We start from the raw sequence: 20,015 nt of genomic DNA, 5'->3' as shown, positions 1-20,015 counted from the left end.
GCTGAGCCCGGACCGACGCGAGGAGGATCAAGGACGATGGCAGGCAACACGGACCCGCTGTCGCCACGGGCCAAGCTGGCCGTGACGGCAGGCAAGGCCGCAGCGGCGGTGTCGCGCGCTGCGGGGCGCGGCAGCGGATCGGTGATCGGCGGCAAGGTGGCGTTGCGGCTCGACCCGGATCTGCTGGCGGCTCTCGCACAGCATCTGGACGTCGTGCTCGTGTCGGCGACGAACGGCAAGACGACCACGACACGGCTGATCGCCGAGGCCCTGCGGGCCAGCGGACCCGTGGTGTCGAACGCGCTGGGCGCGAACATGCCGGCCGGCATCACCTCCGCCCTCGCGGGCGGCTCGGACGCCAAGTACGGCGTGATCGAGGTCGACGAGAAGTATCTCGCCGGTGTCGCGCGTGACACCACGCCCAAGGCGATCGCCCTGCTCAATCTCTCCCGCGACCAGCTCGACCGCGCCGCCGAGACCCGCATGCTCGCCGAGCACTGGCGCGAGGGACTGGCCGGCACGAAGGCCGTCGTCATCGCCAACGCCGACGACCCGCTGATCGTGTGGGCCGCCTCGTCGTCCCCCAACGTCGTGTGGGTCGCCGCCGGTCAGGAGTGGAAGGACGACGCCTGGTCCTGCCCCGCCTGCGGCGGTGTGATGCAGCGTCCGGGCGACGACTGGTTCTGCGGCCAGTGCGGTTTCCGCAGGCCCGCCCCTAGCTGGGCGCTGCACGGTGACCATGTGCTGGACCCGCACGGCTCCGCCTGGCCGATCCACCTCCAACTGCCGGGCCGCGCGAACCGCGCGAACGCCGCCACCTCCGCCGCCGTCGCCGCCACGTTCGGTGTCCCCCCGCAGGTCGCCCTGGAGCGCATGTACCAGGTGCAGGCGGTCGCGGGCCGCTACGACGTGGTGTCGTTCCTGGGCCGTGATCTGCGGCTGCTGCTGGCGAAGAACCCGGCCGGCTGGCTGGAGACGTTCTCGCTCATCGACCCGCCGCCCACCCCCGTCATCCTCGCGGTCAACGCCCGGGGCGCGGACGGCACGGACACGTCCTGGCTGTGGGACGTGGACTACACCCGGCTGGCCGGCCACCCGATCTTCGTCATCGGCGACCGCAAACTGGACCTGGCCGTGCGCCTGGAGGTCGCGGGCCTGGGCTTCCGGGTGTGCGCGACCGCCGACGAGGCCGTGCAGATGGCGCCGCCGGGACGTATCGAGGCGATCGCCAACTACACGTCGTTCCAGGATCTGCGCCGCCGCGTCGGCAATTGAGACGTACCAAGAGGGAGAGGGACGAGCGAGCGATGAGCGACAACAGTCTGCGGCTGGTGTGGATCTACCCGGACCTGCTGAGCACGTACGGAGACCAGGGCAACGCGCTGGTCGTGGAGCGCCGGGCCCGGCAGCGCGGTCTGGACGTGACACGGGTGGACGTGCGCAGCGACCAGGGCGTACCGACCTCCGGCGACATCTATCTCATCGGCGGCGGCGAGGACCGGCCGCAGCGGCTGGCCGCGGAGCGGCTGCGCCGTGACGGCGGTCTCAACCGGGCTGTGTCCAACGGCGCCATCGTGTTCTCGGTCTGTGCCGGTTACCAGATCCTGGGCCATGAGTTCGTCAACGACCTGGGCGAGCGCGAGGGCGGTCTCGGACTGCTCGACGTGATCTCCACGCGCGGCGAGGGCGAGCGGTGCGTCGGGGACGTACTGGGCGACATCGACCCGCAGTTGGGGCTGCCGCCGCTGACCGGTTTCGAGAACCACCAGGGCATCACCCATCTCGGCCCGACCGCCCGGCCGTTCGCGCGGGTGTCGCTCGGCCGGGGCAACGGCACGGGTGACGGCACGGAGGGCGCGTACAACGACACGGTGTTCGGTACGTACATGCACGGCCCGGTCCTGGCCCGGAACCCGCTGATCGCCGACCTGCTGCTGAAGCTGGCGCTGGACGTGAACGCGCTGCCGCCGGCGGACGACCGGTGGTTCGACGCGCTGCGCGCGGAGCGCATCGCCGCCGCGACGCAGCCCGCGTAGGCCCTGTCGGACGCGTCCCGTTCAGCCGGGCGGTGTCCAGCAGTCGGACGGCCGGTTCGGTCCCGCCACCCCGCGCCGGTAGGGTGGCGGGGATTCAGCCGGACGACGTGGTCCGGCCGTCGGCCCACGTTGCAAAGGTTCTCCGGGCAATGCGAATTGGTGTGCTCACCTCCGGTGGCGACTGCCCCGGTCTCAATGCGGTGATCCGGTCCGTGGTGCACCGCGCCGTCGTCGACCACGGTGACGAGGTCATCGGCTTCCATGACGGCTGGAAGGGCCTTCTGGAGTGCGATTACCGCAAGCTCGACCTCGACGCGGTCGGCGGCATCCTGGCCCGTGGTGGCACGATCCTCGGTTCGTCCCGCGTCCAGCCCGCCCATCTGCGTGACGGTGTGGAGCGCGCCAAGGGGCATGTGGCCGACCTCGGTCTCGACGCGATCATCCCGATCGGCGGCGAGGGCACGCTCAAGGCGGCCAACCTGCTCTCCGAGTCGGGGCTGCCGATCGTCGGCGTACCGAAGACCATCGACAACGACATCTCCTCCACGGATGTGACCTTCGGCTTCGACACCGCCGTCGGTGTCGCCACGGAGGCGCTGGACCGGCTGAAGACGACGGCCGAGTCCCACCAGCGGGTGCTGATCGTCGAGGTCATGGGCCGTGAGACAGGCTGGATCGCACTGCACTCGGGCATGGCCGCCGGTGCGCACGCCATCGTCGTCCCGGAGCGCCCCTTCGACATCGGGGAGCTGACCGAGCTGGTCGGCAAGCGTTTCTCGGCGGGCAAGCGCTTCGCGATCGTGGTGGTCGCCGAGGGCGCGAAGCCCCGTGAGGGCTCGATGGAGTTCGACGTCGGCGGCAAGGACATCTACGGGCACCAGCGCTTCGCGGGTGTGGCCAGGCAGCTCTCCGTCGAGCTGGAGGAGCGCCTGGGCAAGGAGGCCCGGCCGGTGATACTGGGCCATGTCCAGCGCGGCGGGACGCCGACCGCGTACGACCGGGTGCTCGCGACCCGCTTCGGCTGGCACGCGGTGGAGGCGGCGCACCGCGACGAGTTCGGGATGATGACGGCGCTGCGCGGCACGGACATCGTGATGGTGCCGCTCGCGGAGGCGGTCGAGACGCTGAAGACGGTGCCCGCGGAGCGGTACGCCGAGGCGGAGTGCGTGCTCTGAGCCCCGCTCCCCTTTCCGTTGATACGACGAACCGCCCCCGGCCGCGAACGGCGCCGGGGGCGGTTCTAGTCTGGTCCCGGGTGCGGACACTTCGCACCATTGAGGATCGTTCGGCATCGTCGCAGCGGGAGAGCACGTATGGATCACGGCGAGCACGGCACGATGACCGATCTGCCGCCGTTCACGCTGAGCCGCGCGCTGGAGTTGTCGCCCGACGCCTTCTTCGCCATCGGCTGTCTGCTGGCGCTCGTGCTGTACGGCTGGGGTGTTCTGCGGCTGCGCGCGCGGGGCGACAGTTGGTCGCCGGGCCGCACCATCTCCTTCGTCCTCGGCGTGCTGAGCGTGGCGCTGATGATGTGCACCGCGCTGAACGACTACGGCATGGTCGTGTTCAGCGTGCACATGGTGCAGCACATGGTGATCAGCATGGTCTCCCCGATCCTGCTGCTCCTCGGCGCTCCGGTGACGCTGGCGCTGCGGGCACTGCCGGTCGCGGGCCGGGGCCGCAAGGGGCCGCGTGAGCTGCTGCTGGCGCTGCTGCACAGCCGGTTCATGCGGTTCGCGACGCATCCCGCCTTCACGATCCCGCTGTTCATCGCGAGCCTCTACGGCCTGTACTTCACCCCGCTGTTCGACTTCCTCATGGAGTCGAAGCCGGGGCACATCGCGATGATGGTGCACTTCCTCGCCACCGGGCTGATCTTCTTCTGGCCGATCATCGGCGTGGACCCGGGTCCGCACCGGCCCGGCTATCTGATGCGGATGCTGGAGCTGTTCGCGGGGATGCCGTTCCACGCGTTCTTCGGGATCGCGCTGATGATGGCGAGCGAGCCCATGGTGCGGGCGTACGAGAATCCGCCCACGTCCCTGGGCATCGACCCGCTCTCCGACCAGAACGCGGCCGGCGGTATCGCCTGGGCGTTCAGCGAGATCCCGTCGGTCCTGGTGCTGGTCGCGCTGGTCTTCCAGTGGTACCGCTCGGACCAACGCCAGGCGAAGCGCTCCGACCGGGCGGCCGACCGGGACGGTGACAAGGAGCTGGCGGCGTACAACGCCTACCTCGCGTCGTTGCGGGCACGCGGACAGTAGCGCGGAAGCCACCTTTCGGGTGACGATGGTCTTCACGGCCACGGCCAGGAGGAGGACGTACATGTCCGGATCCGGATCCACGAAAGTGATGGGGATACTCACCGTCGGCGCGCTGGTGGTCGTGACGGCCTACACGGCGGCACTGGGGAGCAGCGGCTGGCTCTGGTTCGGGTGGGTGGTGCTGGCGCTGGTGACGGTCGCGATGGTCGCCGCACGCGGGCACTGACGCGGCCGGTCCACCACCGGCCGGAGACCGGGCTCCTGCCGGCCGTGTCGGTGGGGAGTACGTTTTCCGGGTCGAAGATCCACCGCACTCTTCCAGGAGCCTTGACCGACATGAGCAGTGAGCCGACCATGCGCGCGATCACCCAGGACTCCCTCGGCGGACCCGAGGTGCTGCGCCTCGCCGACCGTCCACGGCCCCGGCCGGTGCCGACCGAGGTGCTGGTTCGGGTGCGCGCGGCGGGTGTGAACCCGGTCGACTGGAAGTCCCGCGAGAGCGGCGGTATGGCCGGTCTCCTCGGTGCGCCGCCGTTCGTCCTGGGCTGGGACGTGTCCGGCGTCGTGGCGGAGGTCGGCTTCGGTGTGCACACGCTGAAGGTCGGCGACGAGGTGTACGGGATGCCGTGGTTCCCCCGGCCGGCCTCCGCGTACGCGGAGTATGTGACCGCTCCCTCGCGGCAGTTCGCGCTCAAGCCCCGCACGATCGGCCACGAGGCGGCGGCGGCCGTACCGCTGGCGGGGCTGACCGCCTGGCAGTCGCTCGTGGACGCGGCGCACGTCGAGGCGGGGCAGCGGGTGCTGATCCACGCGGCGGCGGGCGGCGTGGGCCATCTGGCGGTGCAGTTCGCCAAGCACCTGGGGGCCCATGTCATCGGCACGGCGAGCGCCGCCAAGCACGACTGGCTGCGTGAACTGGGCGCGGACGAGCTGGTGGACTACACACGGGTGCGCTTCGAGGACGCCGTGAGCGACGTCGACGTCGTCATCGACCTGGTCGGCGAGGCGCACGACGCGACGACCAGCCGCTCGCTGAAGACCCTGCGGCCCGGCGGCACGATCGTCGCCGTCCCTTCCGCCGTCCCGCCGGAGCTGCTGGCCGGAGCCCGCGTGCGGGGGTTCCGGGCGACGGCCTTCCTGGTGGAGCCGGACGGCACCGCCCTCACCCGGATCGCCGGGCTGATCGACCAGGGCGTGGTACGCGTCGAGGTGGAGGACGTCCTGCCGCTGGCGGAGGCGGCGAAGGCGCACCGCAGGGTCCAGGAGGGTCGCACGCGCGGGAAGATCGTGCTGAGCGTCGGCGACTGACGGGGCGGGCCCGGCCTCGGGGCGCGCCCGGCGACCGGGTCTGCGCCGTCAGCCGGCGCCTTCCACGCGGGCCGGTGCCTTCCCGTTCATCTTCGAGCCCGGGTCCTGGTCCTGTTCGGCCGGCGCCCGGGTCGAACCGGTGTGCCCTTGCAGCGAGTTGAGGATGGTCATGCCCTGGCCGACCAGCCCGGCCGCCATCTCGTTGACACCGTCGGTGCCGTTGAGGACGGTGAGTTGGGAGTGCGCCAGACCCTTGGCCGCCGAGTCGACCAGCTCCGGCAGCACTTCCACGACCCGGTTGGCCGCGAGGAGTTCCTGGTTGCCGTCGCGCAGGGAGAGCGCGCGTGCGGTGTTCGCGTCGGCCTGGGCCTGGGCGAGGGTCCGCCTGCGGTACGCCTCCGCGTCCGCCGGGCGCCTGACCTCCGCCTCCAGCCGCTGGGCCGCCAGCATGGCCTGCCGCTCGGCCAGCGCCGTCTGCTCCTCGATGACGTCCTGCGACGCCTTCGCCTGGGCGAGCGGTCCCGCCTGCGAGGCGCGCGCCCGTACCTGCTCGGTCTCCGCCTCGAAGCCGGCCCGCTTGATCGAGGTGTCCCGCTCGTACTCGGCCTTCAGGGCCGCCGCCTGCTGCTCGCGCTCGGCGGCTTCCTGGTCCGCCCTGGCGGCGGCGATACGGGCCTGGCTGGCGACAGCGGCGGCGTGCGGCGCCGCCAGGTTGTTGATGTAGCCGGTGGCGTCCTCGATCTCCTGGATCTGGAGGGCGTCCACGACGATGCCGAGCTTCTCCATCTCGCTGTGGCTGCCCGCCTTGACCTCCTGGGCGACCCTGTCCCGCTCGCGGATGATCTGTTCGACGGTCAGTCCACCGATGATGGACCGCAGGTGACCGGCGAAGATCCGGCCCACCAGTTCTTCCATCTTGTCCTGCTCGGCGAGGAAGCGCCGGGCCGCGTTGGCGATCGACACGGCGTCGTCACCGACCTTGAACACGGTCACCGCGCGTACGGTCAGCCGGATGCCCTGCTGGGTGACGCAGTCCTCGGCTATCTCCGCCTCCCGCAGCGCCAGGGACAGCATGCGGGCCTTCTGTTTGATGGGGAGGACGAAACTGCCGTGACCGGTGACGATCCGGAACTGGGTGTCCTGGACCTGTCGTTTGGAACCGGAGATGAGCATCGCCTCGTTCGGTGCTGGAACACGCCAGAACAACATGAGCGAACTCCTGTCCTTCGCCACACTCACACGCCGTGTGCCGCGCTGTGCCTCACTGGTCACTCAGGAAGAGGCTCCACCATCACCGAGCGCGCCGAGACGCGGTCGGTCACCAGCACCCGGACGTTCGTGCCGATCGGCCGGTCGGACCAGGCGGCGTACGCCTCCGAACCACCGCGCACGGCCACCAGAACTTCCCCCGGGCCGTCCGGCGGAATCGGGACGGTGACCCGTCCGACGGCTCCCACCGGGCTCTGCGCGGAGTCATCTGTGCCGGACATGAATCGTTGCCCTCACCTCCAGCGCTCAGCACGCCCCCGCTCACTTCAGGCTACTCCGGGGACGGAAAAGCAGCAGATAGACCAAGGCGACCACGGCGGCCGCCTGGGCGATCACGGTGGTGCGCTTGTCGCCGTACCAGATCGGCTCGTACATGTTCGGCAGCGGTCCCAGCGTGCCGACATTCACATAGCGGTACACGAGCAGCAGCGCGAGCCCGCCGGCCGCCACCAGCCAGGCGAACAGATCGCCCGGCAGCCGGCGCCAGACGAGGACGAGCAGCGCGGCCAGCGCCGCGAGAGCCGCCTCGATCCGGAAGAGGGTGCCCTGGCTGATGTCCGCCGTGACGGCGTCGTACTGGTCGGCCAGATACGCGTGCATGTAGGCGTCGACGGCGAGGCCGGCCGCGGCGAGCAGCCGGGCCACGATCCGCAGGACGCGGCCGGCTCCGCCCCGGTGCGCGTGCGCGGGCCCGGCGGACGAGCCGGTGGGCTCTGCTGACATGGCGGGTCTCCCTTCGCGCCGCCGCCACCGCCGCCTGGGCCGTCCGACACCCGACAGTGGTCGGAGCGACGGCGCGGGCAGCGGTGGCTCGGGCGTGTCTTCAAAGTAGCGCCGTCCGTCCACGGGGCGGGGCCCGCGGCGGCTGGTGCGGTGCATCGCAAGGCGGAGGATCTTCCGCGTACCGGACGTACTCGGAAGACTCCGACAACGCTGGGAGGTGCCGTACCAGGCGCCGCGGGCCAGGCGGGACTTGGAAGACACGCCCGAGGGCGAACCGTGCCCGGCCGGTGGCGATCGCGAACGGCGGGGCGTCTGAGAGCGTTCGTGGGCCGGACGGGCCGGTGATCAGTAACCGCCGCCGTTGTTCGTCTGGGGCTTGGTGGTGACCTTCTTGCCGTCGGGGTTCATGATGAACCACTTGGCGCCGAAGGCGTTGACGTCCTGCCCGTGGATGTCGCCGGGCTTCTTGTCCGCCTCGAAGCGGTACAGCGGGCGCCCGTTGTACGTCACCTGCTCGGAGCCGTCGGAGCGCTTCGTCGTCGTGAGCAGATTGGCCTTGACGCCGCTGCCGGCCTTCGGCTTCGACGGGACGGTGAACGGCGGCCACGCCGTGGCGCAGGAGCCCGTGCACATCGACTTGTTCTTGGTGTCCAGGTCGAACTGGTAGAGCGTGCGGCCCTGCTCGTCGACCAGCATCTTGCCGAAGGAGCCGTTCTTCACGTCGACGGCGGGCGCGGCCGTCGAGGACGGCGAGGCCGAAGCCGAGGCGGACGCCGAGGCCGATGTCGATGTCGACGCCGCCGGGACCACGTCGACCTCGTGGTTGTTGGGTTGGCTGGCGCTGCCATTGTCGCCACCGCCGTTCGAACACCCGGCTGCCGCGGTGGCGACCAGCAGGGCGGAGGCCAGTGCGGTGACTGTCCTGGTATGCCGTGTCATCAAGGGACTCCTCGATCGTCGGCCGCCCATGCGGGCAGCACGCGGCCCGCCCGATCGGGGCCGCCAGCCCTAGTGCACAGCAGGGCTGACGGACCGGCCACCTGGGCGGGGCCGTCCGGAGTGCGGTCCGGACAGGGCCCAGGACGAGGAGGAGTAAGGACGGGTCCGAGGAGTACGAGGACAGGCGCCGTCCGCCGGTCAGGCTTCTTCGAAGTAGGCGTCCAGCACGACGTCGAGTTCGGCCGTCCACTCCTTGAGGCTGCTCCGGGAGGGTGCGTCGACCTCCGACTGATAGTGGCGGCGGCCGGTCGTGTGCAGGGTGACGGTGAACCGGCGGCCGAACCGGGGGGTCTCGACCTCCACGGCGCCGATCTCGTCCCAGCCGAACTCCGCCTTCTCCTCGTCCAGGGTGAGCCGGATTCCGGTGCGGTCGGCGGTCATCGAGGCGCGGCGGTCGCTGACCTCGAAGACGGGCCCGTCCTCGTCGGCGGCGGCGTCCTCGGAGGCGTCCTTCTTGAGAGAGACCGCCTCGTCCGGCTCGTCGTCGTTCGCCTCTTCGGTGGCTTCCGCGGGCGCCTCGTCGGCCACCTCTTCGGTCACCTCTTCGTCGGCGGCCTCCTCGGCGACGTCCTTGGCGGCGTCGTCCTTGGCGGCGTCAGCCTCCTCTACGAGGCGGGGTGCCATGAGCCCAGGGATGTATCCGGGATCGGTCCCCGCGGCGGGTACGGGCTGGATTATCGGATCGATGCGCTCCACGGCTGGCAGTATGGCCGATAAACCTGTGCGAAGGACACTCGGACACCGAGGACCACAGGATTGCGGGAGTTGGGACGAGCGGTATGCCCCTTGACGGTGAGTACGGGCCCAGTTCGTCCTGGAGCCGTCGCCGACCGGGCACCGGGAGCGCGGCGGGCGGGCAGCGCGCGTAGCGGTCCGGAGCCGTCGCGCGGGCGGCGAACGGGCAGCGGACAGGCAGCGAACCCGTTGCATTCACAGGGCTCTCCAGGGAAGCCGCCCCAGGCTACGATCGATCACCGACCGCAGACGCAGAACACCCGACGGCCAGCCGATCCGGCAGAGTTGGAGAGACGCCGTGTTCTACTACGTACTGAAATACGTGCTCCTGGGGCCGCTGCTGCGACTGCTTTTCCGGCCCCGGATCGAAGGACTCGAACACATCCCCGCGGACGGCGCCGCGATCGTCGCGGGCAATCATCTCTCGTTCTCCGACCACTTCCTGATGCCCGCGATCATCCGGCGGCGGATCACCTTTCTCGCGAAGGCCGAGTACTTCACCGGGCCCGGGGTCAAGGGACGTCTCACCGCCTCGTTCTTCCGCGGCGTCGGCCAGATCCCCGTCGACCGGTCCGGCAAGGAGGCCGGCCAGGCGGCGATCCGCGAAGGGCTCGGGGTGCTGGGCAAGGGTGAGCTGCTGGGGATCTACCCGGAGGGCACGCGCTCGCACGACGGGCGGCTCTACAAGGGCAAGGTCGGCGTCGCGGTGATGGCGATCAGGGCGCGGGTCCCGGTGGTGCCGTGCGCGATGGTCGGTACGTTCGAGATCCAGCCGCCCGGCCAGAAGATCCCGAACATCAGGCGGGTCACGATCCGCTTCGGTGAGCCGCTGGACTTCTCGCGCTACGCGGGTCTGGAGAATCAGAAGGCGGCGGTCCGCGCGGTGACGGACGAGATCATGTACGCGATCCTCGGCCTGTCGGATCAGGAGTACGTGGACCACTACGCCGCCGATGTGAAGGCGGAGGAGGCGCGGCTGGCGCCGGCGAAGAGGTTCCCGCGTCTGCGGCGCTGACGGCGCGATCGGCGCCGCGCGTGCGAGAGGGGGCGGCGGCCGTCCGCGGCCGTCGCCCCCTCCCCCGTCACCGGCGCTGCCAGGTCGTGCCGACCTGACGAATCGTTACGGCTTGGGCGTGGCGTGCGGTGCGCACGTCACGTCGCTGCTGTCGAGCGCGCCGCTGAGCAGATACGACTCGACGCGGTCGTTGACGCACGGGTTCGCCAGATTGGTGATGCCGTGCGAACCGGCGTCCCGCTCGGTGATCAGGCGCGAGCCCTTGAAGCGCTTGTGCAGCTCGACGGCGCCCTCGTACGGAGTGGCGGCGTCACGCGCGGACTGCGCGATCAGTACGGGCGGCAGGCCCCGGCCCGTTCCGACCTGGATCGGTGTCTGCTGCTCCACGCCCCAGGTGGCGCAGGGCAGGTTCATCCAGGCGTTGGCCCAGGTGAGGAACGGGTGGTCGCGGTGGAGCCGGGTGTTGTCCCGGTCCCAAGTGCGCCAGCTCGTGGGCCACTTGGCGTCGGCGCACTCGACGGCGGTGTAGACCGCGTTGCTGTTCTCGGCGCGTATGTTGCCCACCGTGTCCGACATGTCGGGTGCGGCTGCGTCGACGAGCGCCTGGGTGTCACCGGCCAGATACCTGCTCCAGGTGTCGGCGACCGGCACCCAACTGGAGTCGTAGTACGGAGCGCTCTGGAACAGACCGACGAGCTCGGCCGGTCCCACGACGCCGCCGATCGGGTCCTTCTTGGCGGTGGCGCGCAGCGTCTCCCACTGCTTCTCGACCTTCGCGACGGTGTCGCCGATGTGGAACACCGCGTCGTTCTCGGCGACCCACTTCTTCCAGTCGTCGAAGCGCTTCTCGAAGGCGACGTCCTGGTCCAGGTTGGCCTGGTACCAGATCTTGTCCTTCGACGGGTTGACCACGCTGTCCAGCACCATGCGTCGCACATGGGACGGGAACAGCGTGCCGTAGACGGCGCCCAGGTAGGTGCCGTAGGAGACACCGACGTAGTTGAGCTTCTTGTCGCCGAGCGCCGCCCGCAGGACGTCCAGGTCACGCGCGGTGTTGGGCGTCGTCATGTGCGGCAGCATCCAGCCGCTGCGCTCCTCGCAGCCGTCCGCGTACTCGGCGGCGAGCTTGCGCTGGGCGCGCTTGTCGGCCTCGCTGTCGGGGACGGGGTCGAGCTTGGGAGCCTTGACGAACTCCTGCGGGTCGATGCACGAGATGGGTGTCGAGCGGCCGACTCCGCGCGGGTCGAAGCCGACGAAGTCGTACGCCTTCGCGGCGTCCGCCCAGATGGCGTTCTTGGTCACGACGCGGCGCGGGAACGCCATGCCGGAGGCGCCGGGGCCACCGGGGTTGTAGACGAGGGAGCCCTGACGCTCACTCGCGGTGCCCGTGTTGCCTATCCGGTCGACGGCTATCTTGATCTGCTTGCCGTCCGGACGGGCGTAGTCGAGCGGAACGCTCACGTAGCCGCACTGGATCGGCTTCTCCAGGCCCCAGCCGGCCGGGCAGTCCGCCCAGTCGATGCCCTTCTTCGCGGCCCGCTCGGCGGCGACCTCGGCGCCCTCGGCCTGAGCGCTCAGGGTTTTCTGTTCCTTGCTCTGCGCCGTCGTGCCGGTGGCCGCGCGGCCGTCGGCGCTCGCCGACGAGGCGGCGAGCGTGGTCGCGACGAGCGTGCCCGCGAGCAGAGCGCCGGCCGAGCCGAGTACTGCTGTGCGTCTCAAGTGGTACCTCCCCCTGTGTGACGCGCCGCACGCTGCGGCGCTGTTCGTAGGGTTACCGAGGGGGATCATTTCGTCTCCGAGCCGGTCGAGAACAGGTCAAAGCGCCGATTCTTTGCCGAACCGATAGCCGGTGACTCCGGTTCCGCTCAGCGGTACATGGCCGCCAGGGCGTCGTCCAGGACCCGGCGCAGCGCGCGGGCGTCCGGGGCGAGGGCGGTGACGAGTGCTCCGGGACCGGCGAGCGGAGTGAGTACGGCGGTGTCGCCGAGCAGCCTCGCCACCACCGGCTTCTCCTCGAACTCCGGTGCCACGAAGAGGAGTTGGCCGACCGCGCGGTGTCCGCCGATGACCGCCGGGCCGTCCCATCCGCCGGGTGCGCCGGACCCGAGCGCGAGTTGCTGGTCCAGCAGTGGGCGCCCCGCGTGGTGCACGGTGAGCCGGGAGGTGAGGGTGCCGGGCGCCTCGCCGTGGCGGCCGAGAATCTGTTCCTCGCGCAGCACCAGTCGGGCGGTGGGGCCGAGTTCGACGCGCGTGCGGGTACGCAGATCGCTGCCGGTGACGGAGATGAGCTGTTCGGGCAGCCAGTGCAGGACGGCGCCCTCACCGACCGTCAGACGTACGTCGTAGCCCGCGTGGTCTGCGGGCTCGTCGCCGGTGCGGCGGCCGGGCAGCGCGATCATGGCGGCTGCCGCGTCCACGGTGAGCGCGGCCCCGTCCCGTACCGCCACCTCCAGGGCGAGCCGGTCGCCGCCGAGCGGCGCGCTCATCGCCCCGACGACGGTGACGCGCGCGGGCGCGGCGGCGGCCGGTGTGCCGGTGTGCGCGACGGCGGCGGCTCGGGTACGGCGCAGGGCCAGCGGCCCGGCGCTCTGAAGTACGGGCAGGGCCGTGCCGCCGCGCCCGTCCGGTGCGGCGGTGATCCGGGCGGTGGCGTGGACGCTCATGCGGTCCAGGCGGTGAAGCGCGCGCGTACCCAGTCGGCCACCGGGGCCACCCCGTCCGGGCCGGTGAGCGAGGTGAACAGCACGGGCAGTTCGCCGCGTTGCTCCTTGGCGTCGCTCACCATGCGCCCGAGGTCCGAGCCGACGTACGGGGCGAGGTCGGTCTTGTTGATCACCAGCAGATCGGAGGTGGTGACGCCGGGGCCGCCCTTGCGCGGGATGTCGTCGCCGCCGGCGACGTCGATGACGAAGATCTGCGCGTCCACGAGGCCCTTGGAGAAGGTGGCGGTGAGATTGTCCCCGCCGGACTCGACCAGGATCAGATCGAGCGGTCCCACGGACTCTTCCAGGTCCTCGACGGCTTCGAGGTTGGCGGAGATGTCGTCACGGATCGCGGTGTGCGGGCAGGCGCCGGTCTCGACGGCCTGGATCCGCTCGGCGGGCAGCACGGCGTTGCGCAGCAGGAACGCCGCGTCCTCCTGCGTGTAGATGTCGTTGGTGACGACGGCGATGGACATCGTGTCGCGCAGCGCCCGGCACAGGGCGGCGACGGTCGCGGTCTTGCCGGAGCCGACGGGCCCGCCGAGGCCGATGCGCAGGGCCCGCCGCGAGCCGTCCGGGCGGGCGGCTCCGGCGCCGTGGCTGTGCGGGTCCAGGTACGGGTCGGTGTACGGGTCGGCGTGGTCGAGGTGCACGGTGCGGCTCCTTCGTGGTGGTGAGTGGGCGGGCGTGACGAGTCGTTACGAGGCGAAGAGGCGTACCGCCCAGGCCGCGTGCGCCTCGGCGGTGATGTCGAGCAGCGGCGCCGACGCGGCGGGCAGGGCGCCAATGCCTTTGCGTACGGCGCGGTGCGCGGTGGCCACGGCACGCAGCGCGGTCGCGTCGATGTCGGGTGCCAGCCGGGCCAGGACGCCGGTCGCGTCGAAGGGGTCCAGGCTCAGCAGCCGTACGGCGGCGGTGGCCGGGCCGCTGACGCTCTCGTACAGGACGCAGTGCGCGGCGTCCTCGGGTCCGAGTCCGGCCGCGCGGGCGGCGAGGCCGAGGACGATCGGCTGATGGGCGCCGCGCGGGCGGGCCGCCGCGAGGGCGTCGAGTTCCGGGCTCGGCCAACTGGCGCGTGCGGCACGCGTCATCTGGCGGCCGAGCTTGCGCGCGGTGGCGCGCAGGGCGGGCGACGGGGTGCGGGCGTCGGCGGCCTCGTCCAGGGCGAGGGGGTCGACGCCCAGGACGGCCGCCGCGGCGAGCGCGGCGGCGGTGAGCCCGGTGGTGTGGAGCCGGCCCCGGCAGAAGGACGCCAGGTCGCGGGCGTCGGTGAGCCGCCCGGCGCGGACGGCCGGTTCGACGCCGCCCGAGTGGGCGTGGCCACCGGCCGGAAACCGTCCGTCGGCGAGGACGAGCAGTGCGGCGCGGCTCATCAGAAGAGGAAGTAGCGCTGGGCCAGGGGCAGTTCGGCGGCTGGGGCGGGTTCGACCACCTCGCCGTCGATCGTCACCGTGAAGGTGTCGGGGTCGACGTGGACGCGCGGCAGGGCGTCGTTCTGCCGCATGTCGGCCTTGCTGAGGGAGCGGGTGTTCTCGATGGGGACGAAGCGTTTGCCGAGGCCGAGCCGTTCGGGCAGCGCGTCCTCGATGGCCTCCCGCGCGACGAAGTTGACGGAGTTGGCCGCCGGGGCCGTGCCGGTCGCGCCGAACATGGGCCGGGGCATGACGGGCTGCGGGGTGGGGATGGACGCGTTGGCGTCGCCCATCTGCGCGTACGCGATCTGGCCGCCCTTGATGACCAGTTGGGGCTTGACGCCGAAGAACGCCGGGTCCCACAGGACGAGATCGGCGAGCTTGCCGGTCTCGACGGAGCCGATCTCATGGCTGAGACCCTGCGCCACGGCCGGGTTGACGGTGTACTTGGCGACGTAGCGGCGGACCCGGTGGTTGTCGGCCCGGCCGTCGCCGGGCAGCGCGCCCCGGCGCTTCTTCATGACATGCGCGGTCTGCCAGGTCCGCAGGATGACCTCGCCGATACGGCCCATGGCCTGCGAGTCGGAGGAGATGATCGAGATCGCTCCGAGGTCGTGCAGGATGTCCTCGGCCGCGATGGTCGACGGCCGGATCCGCGATTCGGCGAACGCCAGGTCCTCGGGGACGGCCGGGTTGAGATGGTGACAGACCATCAGCATGTCGAGGTGTTCGTCGATGGTGTTGACGGTGTGCGGGCGCGTCGGGTTGGTGGAACTGGGCAGGACGTACGGCTCCGACACCACCGTGATGATGTCCGGCGCGTGTCCGCCGCCCGCGCCCTCCGAGTGGTACGCGTGCAGGGTCCGCCCGGCGACGGCGGCGAGCGTGTCGGCGACGAATCCGGCCTCGTTGAGGGTGTCGGTGTGGATGGCGAGCTGGACGCCCGTCTCCTCGCAGACACCGAGGCAGGCGTCGATGACGGCCGGGGTCGCGCCCCAGTCCTCATGGATCTTGAACCCGAGCGCACCGCCCCGCAGTTGGGAGTACATGGCGTCGCGCGACATGGTGTTGCCCTTGCCGAGCAGCCCGATGTTGACGGGTGAGGACTCCAGGGCGGCGAACATCCGCGCGAGGTGCCAGGGACCCGGGGTGACGGTGGTGGCCTTCGTCCCCTCGGCCGGTCCCGTACCGCCGCCGACGAGTGTGGTGATGCCGGCGGACAGCGCCTGGTCGACGAGGGTCGGCGAGATGAAGTGGACGTGGGCGTCGACGGCTCCGGCGGTGAGGATCTTCCCGTTGCCCGCGATGATCTCGGTCTCGGGTCCGATGACGAGGTCGGGGTGGACGCCGTCCATGGTGTCCGGGTTGCCGGCCTTGCCGATGCCGGTGATCCGGCCGTCCCGGATGCCGATGTCGGCCTTGACGACGCCCCAGTGGTCGATGATCACGGCGCCGGTGATCACGGTGTCGGGCGCGCCTTCGGCCCGTGTCGTACGCGACTGGCCCATCGACTCGCGGATCACCTTGCCGCCGCCGAACACCGCCTCGTCCCCGGCGAGTCCGGGGCCGCCGGAGCGGTCCTCCTCGATCTCGACCAGGAGGTCGGTGTCGGCGAGCCGGATGCGGTCGCCGGTGGTGGGGCCGAAGAGGTCGGCGTAGACGGCTCTGTTCAGCTCAGGCATCGAGGGGGCCTCCGCTCTCGCCGCGCAGGCCCGGTACGACGCGGCGCCCGGCGAGCGGGACGAGTTCGACGTCGACCAGGACACCGGGCTCGAACCGTACGGAGGTACCGGCGGCCACGTTCAGCCGCAGACCGCGCGCCGCCGAGCGGTCGAACCGCAGACCGGGGTTGGTCTCGGCGAAGTGGTAGTGGGAGCCGATCTGGACGGGCCGGTCGGCGGCGTTGAGCACGGTGAGCCGGGTGACGGGGCGGCCCTCGTTGAGGGGCACGGCGTCGTCGGCGTACAGGATCTCTCCGGGAATCATCGGCGCGCTCCCCCGTCAGACGATCGGGTCGTGGACGGTGACGAGCTTGGTGCCGTCCGGAAAGGTGGCCTCCACCTGCACGTCGTGGATCATCTCGGGGATGCCCTCCATGACGTCGTCGCGGGTGAGCACCTTGCGTCCGGACGCCATGAGTTCGGCGACGGTGCGGCCGTCCCTGGCGCCTTCGAGGAGGTGCGCGGTGATCAGGGCGACCGCCTCGGGGTGGTTGAGACGCAGCCCGCGCGCCTGGCGCCTGGCCGCCACATCGGCGGCCACATGGATGAGCAGACGTTCCTGCTCGTGCGGGGTCAACTGCACGTTCCCACCTCACTGTCGCGGCCCGGTCCGGCTCGGGGCCCGTCGCCGTCCGCGTCGAATTCAACACTCTGTTGCACGGGGACGGGGGCCTCACAGCCAGGCACGGCACGTTACGGCGGAAGTTTTTCCGGCAGGTTAACCAGCCTTTTGCTCGCCCATGGACATCAACCCGCGCAGGCCGTTCTGCACGACGTCGACGGGGACCTCGCCGAACAGCGCCTGCTGGGCGGCGAATCCCTGGACGGTGGCGATCATCGTGCGGGCGACATGCTCGGCCGGGATGTCGGCGCGCATCAGCCCCGCCGCCTGGTACGCCTCGACGACCTCGACCCAGGCCCCGCGCACTCTCTCGAACCCGTCCCGGATCAGCACGGAAAGCGACTCGTTGCGCAGGGTCTCCGTCCACACCTGGACCATCATCCGGGGGAACTGGCTGCTGCCCGGCACGCCCCGGACGAACGCCTCACCCAGCACGCGCTCCATCACCTGGCCGATCAGCACGTCGGGCGGCTCGGGGGGGCTCTGGCGCGCGGCGTCCTCGAACGCCTCCCTGACGGTGTCGAGAACTTCGGTGACGATGGCCGCGATCAGCTCCTCCTTGCCGCTGAAGTAGCGGTAGACGGCGCCGGCCGAGAGATCGACCTCGCGCAGAACGTCCTGCATGGAGGTGGCGTGGAAGCCGTTGCGCGAGAAACAGCGCGTGGCGCCGTCGAGGATCTGCCGTCTACGGGCGTCCAGGTGTTCCTGAGATACACGGGCCATGCGCGCAGCCTAAAACGAACGTTCCTTCTTGACAATCTTCCGGATTTCCGGTGACAGTGACCGGACGCGCAAAACGAACGATCCTTCTTTTTGCATCCCGACCCGGTGGCCCCCTCCACCGCACATCCCCTCCACCACCGCGTGGACCGAGAACGAGGACGCGATGTCCGCCACTGTCACCCGCCGCATGATCGGCGTCATGGTCCTGATCCCCCTGATGGCCGCCCTGGCACTGTGGGCCTTCGCCTGGCCCGCCGCCCGGGTGGCGCCGCACGATCTGCCGGTCGGCCTCGCCGGGCCCGCCTCGGCGACCGCGCCGCTCCAGCAGGGCTTCGAGCGGCAGCCGGACGCCTTTGAGGTGCACCGGTACGACGACGAGGCCGCCGCCCGCGCGGCGATCGAGGAACGGGACGTCTACGGTGCCGTGGTCGTCACCCCGGAGGGGCCGCACGTGCTGACGGCGTCGGCGGCCGGTCCGGTCGTCGCCCAACTGCTCAGGGAAGCCGCGACCGCGCAGGCGCCGGCGGGCACCGAGGTGCCGGTGACCGACGTGGTCGCCGCACCCGCGGCGGACCCGCGCGGCAGCGGGTTCGGCGCGAGCATGTTCCCGCTGTCACTGGCGGGTGTCGCCACCGGAGCGCTGGTGAGCCTGCTCGCGCTGACCGGGGTCCGCGCGGTGGGCACGCTGTTCGGGGCGGCGGCACTGGCGGGCCTCACCGCCACCGCCCTCGCCCACAGTTGGCTGGGCGTGCTCGCCGGCGACTGGTGGGCGCAGGCGGGGGTGTTCGGGCTCGCCGTACTGGCCATCGGCGCGACCGTGGCGGGGCTCGCCGCGCTCGTCGGCCGGGCCGGGATCGGCCTCGGGGGCCTGCTGATGGTGCTGATCGGCAATCCGTTCTCCGGCGTGGCGAGCGCGCCCGAACTCCTGCCGGAGCCGTTCGGAACGATCGGTCAGTTGCTGCCGCCGGGCGCGAGCGGTTCGCTGCTCCGCTCGGTCTCCTTCTTCGACGGGAACGCGGCGGGGACGCCCGCGCTGACGCTCACGATCTGGGCGGTGCTGGGCCTGGTCGCGGTACTGGTGGGAACGCGCCGTACGGCTGCGACGCCCGAGACACCGGGGACACCCGACGCCCCGGTCCGCACCCGGGAGCCCGCCCCGGCGGCGTGACCGCCGCCTTCATACGGGCCTCCGCTCACTCCGGGGCCAGGTGGAGGGCAAGAGGAGACCGTCCACCCCTCCGGCACCTCGAAGGACCAACACCGCCTTCCTGTGGCGGTGTTGACGGCCTGCGGCACGCCGGCGGGGATGGCCGGGGCCACCATCGGCCGGTACGGGTGCCCCATCTCGCCGGCGGGGCGCGAAACGCCAGTTCCGCCTCGGATCCGGCGGGTTCCAGCCCATGCGCCTCAAGCCCGTCCGGCGCTTGAGGACGAAACCCCCAGCCCGTCCGGCGCTTGAGGACAAAACGCTCAGCGCCTCTCCGGCGGCTCGTGCTTCGCCATGATGCCGAAATCCGCGCGTTCGCCCGGAGCGGACGCCACCGACCTGATCGCGCTCACCGAGGCGATCACGCGCTCCTCCACCGCCGCGGCGGCCTCCTCGGACTTCAGGCTCTCCAGTCGTTCCAGGTCAGCGGCCGAGACCAGGGCGACGAGCGGCTTGCCGTGGCGCGTCACGACCACGCGCTCCTCGCCGTAGACGACCCGGTTGATCAGATCGGCGAGTTCCGCCCGCGCTTGCGTCACCGGAATTTCGTAGGCCATGCTCGCCATCTTACGGCCTGTACGTCCTGTACATTTTTTACGGACGGACGAGAGCCGAGTCCGGCACGCGAGGAGAGGCACACCATGAACCGTCCTTCCGCCCGCTACGTCCTGCCCGAGTTCACCGAGCGCACCACCACCGGGACCCGGTCCCTCGACCCGTACTCCAAGCTGTTCGAGGGCCGGATCATCTTTCTCGGCACCGCTCTTGACGACACGTCGGCCAACGACGTGATCGCCCAACTGCTCCATCTCGAATACGCGGCGCCCGACCAGGACATCGCCCTGTACATCAACTCCCCCGGCGGCTCGCTGAGCGCCATGTCCGCCATCTACGACACGATGCAGGTCGTCGGCTGCGACGTGGCGACCACCTGTCTCGGTCAGGCGGTGTCCACCGCCGCCGTCCTGCTGGCCGCCGGGGCGCCCGGCAAGCGGATGGCGCTGCCCGGCGCGCGGGTCGTCCTCCAGCAGCCGGGGATCGAGGAGCCCGTACGCGGCCAGCCGTCCGATCTCGCCATCCACGCCGAGGAGTTGCTGCGGCTGCGGGCCCTGATGGCGCGGATGCTCGTACGGCACACCGGCCGTGACGCCGAGCGGATCGACGCCGACATCGACCGGGACACGATCTTCGACGCGGCGGGCGCCATGGAGTACGGCCTGGTGGACCAGGTCGCGCAGGACCGCAGGGCGTCCCTCGGCTTCAACACCCCCCGGTGAAC

Annotated in this window: 23 protein-coding genes; 9 read left to right on the top strand and 14 right to left on the bottom strand. The window is 71.0% G+C overall.

The window, feature by feature from the left end:
* The first annotated feature begins 36 nt into the window (after positions 1-36).
* The 6 genes from OG329_RS36830 (at position 37) to OG329_RS36805 (ending at position 5,608) form a co-directional block, all read left to right on the top strand.
* A complete protein-coding gene (locus OG329_RS36830; protein WP_405801044.1) occupies positions 37-1,275 on the top strand; it encodes a MurT ligase domain-containing protein in 1,239 nt (412 codons plus the stop codon).
* A gap of 32 nt (positions 1,276-1,307) precedes the next feature.
* Positions 1,308-2,036, top strand: coding sequence for a type 1 glutamine amidotransferase (locus tag OG329_RS36825; protein ID WP_405801042.1), 729 nt, complete (start codon positions 1,308-1,310; stop codon positions 2,034-2,036).
* A gap of 149 nt (positions 2,037-2,185) precedes the next feature.
* A complete protein-coding gene (locus OG329_RS36820; RefSeq protein ID WP_405801041.1) occupies positions 2,186-3,211 on the top strand; it encodes a 6-phosphofructokinase in 1,026 nt (341 codons plus the stop codon).
* A gap of 138 nt (positions 3,212-3,349) precedes the next feature.
* On the top strand, positions 3,350-4,300 hold the full coding sequence (locus tag OG329_RS36815) for a cytochrome c oxidase assembly protein (RefSeq protein WP_405801039.1): 951 nt from the start codon (positions 3,350-3,352) through the stop codon (positions 4,298-4,300).
* Positions 4,301-4,361: 61 nt separating this feature from the next.
* Positions 4,362-4,526, top strand: coding sequence for a hypothetical protein (locus OG329_RS36810; RefSeq protein ID WP_405801038.1), 165 nt, complete (start codon positions 4,362-4,364; stop codon positions 4,524-4,526).
* Positions 4,527-4,636: 110 nt separating this feature from the next.
* On the top strand, positions 4,637-5,608 hold the full coding sequence (locus OG329_RS36805; RefSeq protein ID WP_405801037.1) for an NADP-dependent oxidoreductase: 972 nt from the start codon (positions 4,637-4,639) through the stop codon (positions 5,606-5,608).
* Between the two features lie 48 nt (positions 5,609-5,656).
* Here OG329_RS36805 and OG329_RS36800 read toward each other — a convergent pair whose 3' ends face one another.
* The 5 genes from OG329_RS36800 to OG329_RS36780 form a co-directional block, all read right to left on the bottom strand.
* Positions 5,657-6,817, bottom strand: a complete 1,161-nt coding sequence (locus tag OG329_RS36800; RefSeq protein ID WP_405801035.1) for an SPFH domain-containing protein — start codon at positions 6,815-6,817, stop codon at positions 5,657-5,659.
* Positions 6,818-6,876: 59 nt separating this feature from the next.
* Entirely contained in the window at positions 6,877-7,098 is a 222-nt protein-coding gene (locus tag OG329_RS36795) for a hypothetical protein (RefSeq protein WP_405801033.1), read from the bottom strand.
* A gap of 40 nt (positions 7,099-7,138) precedes the next feature.
* Complete coding sequence (locus OG329_RS36790; protein ID WP_405801032.1) at positions 7,139-7,600, bottom strand: hypothetical protein; 462 nt, start codon at positions 7,598-7,600, stop codon at positions 7,139-7,141.
* A 345-nt stretch (positions 7,601-7,945) separates the two neighbouring features.
* The gene (locus OG329_RS36785) at positions 7,946-8,539 is read right to left on the bottom strand and encodes a hypothetical protein (protein WP_405801031.1); all 594 of its coding nucleotides are present in this window, start codon (positions 8,537-8,539) and stop codon (positions 7,946-7,948) included.
* A gap of 198 nt (positions 8,540-8,737) precedes the next feature.
* Complete coding sequence (locus tag OG329_RS36780; RefSeq protein ID WP_405801030.1) at positions 8,738-9,295, bottom strand: hypothetical protein; 558 nt, start codon at positions 9,293-9,295, stop codon at positions 8,738-8,740.
* 337 nt (positions 9,296-9,632) lie between these two features.
* Between OG329_RS36780 and OG329_RS36775 the strand changes: the two genes are divergently transcribed.
* Entirely contained in the window at positions 9,633-10,349 is a 717-nt protein-coding gene (locus tag OG329_RS36775; RefSeq protein ID WP_405801029.1) for a lysophospholipid acyltransferase family protein, read from the top strand.
* Between the two features lie 105 nt (positions 10,350-10,454).
* Here OG329_RS36775 and OG329_RS36770 read toward each other — a convergent pair whose 3' ends face one another.
* From OG329_RS36770 to OG329_RS36735, 8 genes are all read right to left on the bottom strand, one after another.
* Positions 10,455-12,068 carry an alpha/beta hydrolase gene (locus tag OG329_RS36770; protein WP_405801028.1) on the bottom strand — a complete coding sequence of 538 codons (1,614 nt, stop codon included), beginning with the start codon at positions 12,066-12,068 and terminating at the stop codon, positions 10,455-10,457.
* Between the two features lie 146 nt (positions 12,069-12,214).
* The gene (locus OG329_RS36765; RefSeq protein WP_405801027.1) at positions 12,215-13,012 is read right to left on the bottom strand and encodes an urease accessory protein UreD; all 798 of its coding nucleotides are present in this window, start codon (positions 13,010-13,012) and stop codon (positions 12,215-12,217) included.
* Entirely contained in the window at positions 13,009-13,704 is a 696-nt protein-coding gene (ureG, locus tag OG329_RS36760) for an urease accessory protein UreG (RefSeq protein WP_405801026.1), read from the bottom strand. Before ureG ends, OG329_RS36765 begins: the two co-directional genes overlap by 4 nt.
* 45 nt (positions 13,705-13,749) lie before the next feature.
* Positions 13,750-14,424 (bottom strand): urease accessory protein UreF, encoded by a 675-nt coding sequence (locus tag OG329_RS36755; RefSeq protein WP_405801025.1) that lies wholly within the window; start codon positions 14,422-14,424, stop codon positions 13,750-13,752.
* Complete coding sequence (locus OG329_RS36750; RefSeq protein WP_405801024.1) at positions 14,424-16,145, bottom strand: urease subunit alpha; 1,722 nt, start codon at positions 16,143-16,145, stop codon at positions 14,424-14,426. Before OG329_RS36750 ends, OG329_RS36755 begins: the two co-directional genes overlap by 1 nt.
* Positions 16,138-16,449 carry an urease subunit beta gene (locus OG329_RS36745; RefSeq protein WP_405801022.1) on the bottom strand — a complete coding sequence of 104 codons (312 nt, stop codon included), beginning with the start codon at positions 16,447-16,449 and terminating at the stop codon, positions 16,138-16,140. Before OG329_RS36745 ends, OG329_RS36750 begins: the two co-directional genes overlap by 8 nt.
* 15 nt (positions 16,450-16,464) lie before the next feature.
* Positions 16,465-16,767, bottom strand: coding sequence for an urease subunit gamma (locus OG329_RS36740; protein WP_405801021.1), 303 nt, complete (start codon positions 16,765-16,767; stop codon positions 16,465-16,467).
* 135 nt (positions 16,768-16,902) lie between these two features.
* Positions 16,903-17,529 (bottom strand): TetR/AcrR family transcriptional regulator, encoded by a 627-nt coding sequence (locus OG329_RS36735; protein ID WP_405801020.1) that lies wholly within the window; start codon positions 17,527-17,529, stop codon positions 16,903-16,905.
* Positions 17,530-17,692: 163 nt separating this feature from the next.
* Between OG329_RS36735 and OG329_RS36730 the strand changes: the two genes are divergently transcribed.
* Entirely contained in the window at positions 17,693-18,697 is a 1,005-nt protein-coding gene (locus tag OG329_RS36730; protein WP_405801019.1) for an ABC transporter permease, read from the top strand.
* A gap of 302 nt (positions 18,698-18,999) precedes the next feature.
* Here OG329_RS36730 and OG329_RS36725 read toward each other — a convergent pair whose 3' ends face one another.
* A complete protein-coding gene (locus OG329_RS36725) occupies positions 19,000-19,293 on the bottom strand; it encodes a type II toxin-antitoxin system Phd/YefM family antitoxin (RefSeq protein WP_405801018.1) in 294 nt (97 codons plus the stop codon).
* 84 nt (positions 19,294-19,377) lie between these two features.
* Here OG329_RS36725 and OG329_RS36720 point away from each other — a divergent pair, with 84 nt between their 5' ends.
* Positions 19,378-20,013 carry an ATP-dependent Clp protease proteolytic subunit gene (locus OG329_RS36720; protein ID WP_405801016.1) on the top strand — a complete coding sequence of 212 codons (636 nt, stop codon included), beginning with the start codon at positions 19,378-19,380 and terminating at the stop codon, positions 20,011-20,013.
* The last annotated feature ends 2 nt before the right edge of the window (positions 20,014-20,015 follow it).

This window comes from Streptomyces sp. NBC_01506, from assembly GCF_045040295.1.
Classification (GTDB): domain Bacteria; phylum Actinomycetota; class Actinomycetes; order Streptomycetales; family Streptomycetaceae; genus Streptomyces.
The sequence above is the reverse complement of the archived record's forward strand: the minus strand, read 5'-3'. Positions and strand labels throughout refer to the sequence as shown.

What these genes read in the sequence shown, in the direction of transcription:
- OG329_RS36785 (WP_405801031.1), bottom strand. Translation starts at nt 8,539, where the DNA reads ATGACACGGCATACCAGGACAGTCACCGCACTGGCCTCCGCCCTGCTG.
- OG329_RS36815 (WP_405801039.1), top strand. Translation starts at nt 3,350, where the DNA reads ATGGATCACGGCGAGCACGGCACGATGACCGATCTGCCGCCGTTCACG.
- OG329_RS36790 (WP_405801032.1), bottom strand. Translation starts at nt 7,600, where the DNA reads ATGTCAGCAGAGCCCACCGGCTCGTCCGCCGGGCCCGCGCACGCGCAC.
- OG329_RS36725 (WP_405801018.1), bottom strand. Translation starts at nt 19,293, where the DNA reads ATGGCCTACGAAATTCCGGTGACGCAAGCGCGGGCGGAACTCGCCGAT.
- OG329_RS36730 (WP_405801019.1), top strand. Translation starts at nt 17,693, where the DNA reads ATGTCCGCCACTGTCACCCGCCGCATGATCGGCGTCATGGTCCTGATC.
- OG329_RS36720 (WP_405801016.1), top strand. Translation starts at nt 19,378, where the DNA reads ATGAACCGTCCTTCCGCCCGCTACGTCCTGCCCGAGTTCACCGAGCGC.
- OG329_RS36830 (WP_405801044.1), top strand. Translation starts at nt 37, where the DNA reads ATGGCAGGCAACACGGACCCGCTGTCGCCACGGGCCAAGCTGGCCGTG.
- OG329_RS36820 (WP_405801041.1), top strand. Translation starts at nt 2,186, where the DNA reads ATGCGAATTGGTGTGCTCACCTCCGGTGGCGACTGCCCCGGTCTCAAT.
- OG329_RS36800 (WP_405801035.1), bottom strand. Translation starts at nt 6,817, where the DNA reads ATGTTGTTCTGGCGTGTTCCAGCACCGAACGAGGCGATGCTCATCTCC.
- OG329_RS36735 (WP_405801020.1), bottom strand. Translation starts at nt 17,529, where the DNA reads ATGGCCCGTGTATCTCAGGAACACCTGGACGCCCGTAGACGGCAGATC.
- OG329_RS36805 (WP_405801037.1), top strand. Translation starts at nt 4,637, where the DNA reads ATGAGCAGTGAGCCGACCATGCGCGCGATCACCCAGGACTCCCTCGGC.
- OG329_RS36755 (WP_405801025.1), bottom strand. Translation starts at nt 14,424, where the DNA reads ATGAGCCGCGCCGCACTGCTCGTCCTCGCCGACGGACGGTTTCCGGCC.
- OG329_RS36810 (WP_405801038.1), top strand. Translation starts at nt 4,362, where the DNA reads ATGTCCGGATCCGGATCCACGAAAGTGATGGGGATACTCACCGTCGGC.
- OG329_RS36825 (WP_405801042.1), top strand. Translation starts at nt 1,308, where the DNA reads ATGAGCGACAACAGTCTGCGGCTGGTGTGGATCTACCCGGACCTGCTG.
- OG329_RS36765 (WP_405801027.1), bottom strand. Translation starts at nt 13,012, where the DNA reads ATGAGCGTCCACGCCACCGCCCGGATCACCGCCGCACCGGACGGGCGC.
- OG329_RS36745 (WP_405801022.1), bottom strand. Translation starts at nt 16,449, where the DNA reads ATGATTCCCGGAGAGATCCTGTACGCCGACGACGCCGTGCCCCTCAAC.
- OG329_RS36750 (WP_405801024.1), bottom strand. Translation starts at nt 16,145, where the DNA reads ATGCCTGAGCTGAACAGAGCCGTCTACGCCGACCTCTTCGGCCCCACC.
- OG329_RS36795 (WP_405801033.1), bottom strand. Translation starts at nt 7,098, where the DNA reads ATGTCCGGCACAGATGACTCCGCGCAGAGCCCGGTGGGAGCCGTCGGA.